General features: G+C 40.2%; 2 protein-coding genes. Both read right to left on the reverse strand.

Annotated features, from left to right (window positions below; all coding sequences use genetic code 11):
- Positions 1-47 precede the first annotated feature (47 nt).
- A complete protein-coding gene (locus tag QUA04_RS29505) occupies positions 48-251 on the reverse strand; it encodes a hypothetical protein (RefSeq protein ID WP_333264302.1) in 204 nt (67 codons plus the stop codon).
- Positions 252-263: 12 nt separating this feature from the next.
- Positions 264-1,727, reverse strand: a complete 1,464-nt coding sequence (locus QUA04_RS29510) for a hypothetical protein (protein WP_333264305.1) — start codon at positions 1,725-1,727, stop codon at positions 264-266.
- Positions 1,728-1,788 lie beyond the last annotated feature (61 nt).

The raw sequence follows: 1,788 nt of genomic DNA on the forward strand, positions 1-1,788 counted from the left end.
TACGTAAATACCACATTTTTTATATTTGTCTTTTTGTCAAGTACAATTTATACTAAATTAGATGAGCTTACCCTGATACCCAGAGATTCGTGCAGTCCCTTTTCCATTGCCTCACGCCTGCGTTTAGGCATTTTGTGAAAATCGGCGTAGGAAATCATTACCGCGTGTAGTTGGGGAAGGTAATACTCTGAGGTTCTATCCCATACACGCGGTTTGATTCCTTTTAAACTAATGCCGGCAACGATTTGCATGATTCAGATATCCTAAACCATTTCTGATAGTAGAGCTTTATATCGGGACATGAGCAATTGTCCAGTGCCATCAGTTATGTACTTACCCACATCCTTTGAGTAAATATGTGCTTGCTGAGTAACTGTTGGTATTATATACGTAATTGGCTCCTCAGCCATAAATGAATGATCTTGGTCAATATCTATACTAGAATATCGTAAAGCCGTTAGAATTTTCTGTGCTATTGATGATACTGAGCCAAGAGAATCATTGTGGAAAAATTCATACCGAGGTAACTGCTGATTAGGGTTTTTGGAGTGGCCGATAAAAAACATATACATATGAAAAATCTTACACAATTGTTTATAAGAACTGATGTTAATGTCATGTTGTTTTTCATAACGTTCAAAGTAAGAGCTTTCTAAGTCTGTAAGATTAGCTTTTTCATTCAAAGTAGCTCTTGTAGTGAAAGAACGACGTATCAGACAGGTAGCTATGGTTTGTTTTAGATAATCACCAACAAACGAAGGATCGGACAACAACAATGTCATCATTTGTCCATCATTAAGAGTATAGTTTCCCGCTTCCCACTTCGGATCTATCTCCTTAGCTATATACCAATCCAACACGGCACTATAAACTTTTAAACGTACATTTTTGGATACTCCACAGTAAATAATCCCAGAGTTTTTAGCACAATCGAGACATTCAAGCAGACCTCGTATTGCTTCGCGAGTGAATTCACCCCGCCTATTTTCAATTAAAAAGTTGTCTAGGTAAGCATCCTGCGGAAATAGGCTACCATCTCTGAGGATAATATCTGGACGACTTCGGTCTGCATTCAACAAATATTGATAGTCAAATTTATACTGACCAACATCCATTGCTGAGGCTAGACAGCGCTGATAATCTTCAGGTTCTAGCTCGTCTTGGTACGAGGGGTCAATTAGCATCCATTTGAGTAATTCTTCATTCGGTTGGGGGTTGAATCGAGGCGGATCATAACTCGCTTGACCCTGTTGCACCCTAAGTACAGCACCAGCAGCATTGTTAAGTAAAAAGGGTACACTGCGTGTGAAAAATCGTGCGGGAATAGGTACAGAACTGCGATGCTGGCTCACATCAGAAGACCCGATGAGAAAATCATGGTTTCCCCAAACGTCATCAGAAGTAATCGAGTTAAGGAAGTGTTCTCCTACAATATGGCTTTGAAGGTGTTGTTGAATTGATGCAACATCCAGATTTACTCTCCATCGACTACTACCTCTTGCTGGTTTCTCAATTCGCACTTGTTCCTTAGTCATTCCAAATCCACGAATAGCAACCTGCTCTAACAGGCGTGCTAGTCGTGCTGATTTAGATGAGTCTTGCTCTATCTGACGCTTGAGATCAGTGAAAAAATCAAGGTATAGTTCCCTCGGATCTTTTTCTAGTAAATGTTCCCGAGCAGTTTGAATTGTGGTTGTCCAAGCTCTCTCAGATTGGGAGCATGTCACTTCTGTAGTGAGTAATGATACTCATGCAGGTCTTCGCTGATTACCAATTAAGCCGTTCAAG

Source organism: Microcoleus sp. S13_C5 (genome assembly GCF_036700845.1).
Lineage (GTDB): Bacteria > Cyanobacteriota > Cyanobacteriia > Cyanobacteriales > Microcoleaceae > Microcoleus.

Bases quoted from the DNA above. Each gene is read 5' to 3' on its own strand.
- QUA04_RS29505 (WP_333264302.1), bottom strand. From the start codon at position 251: ATGCAAATCGTTGCCGGCATTAGTTTAAAAGGAATCAAACCGCGTGTA.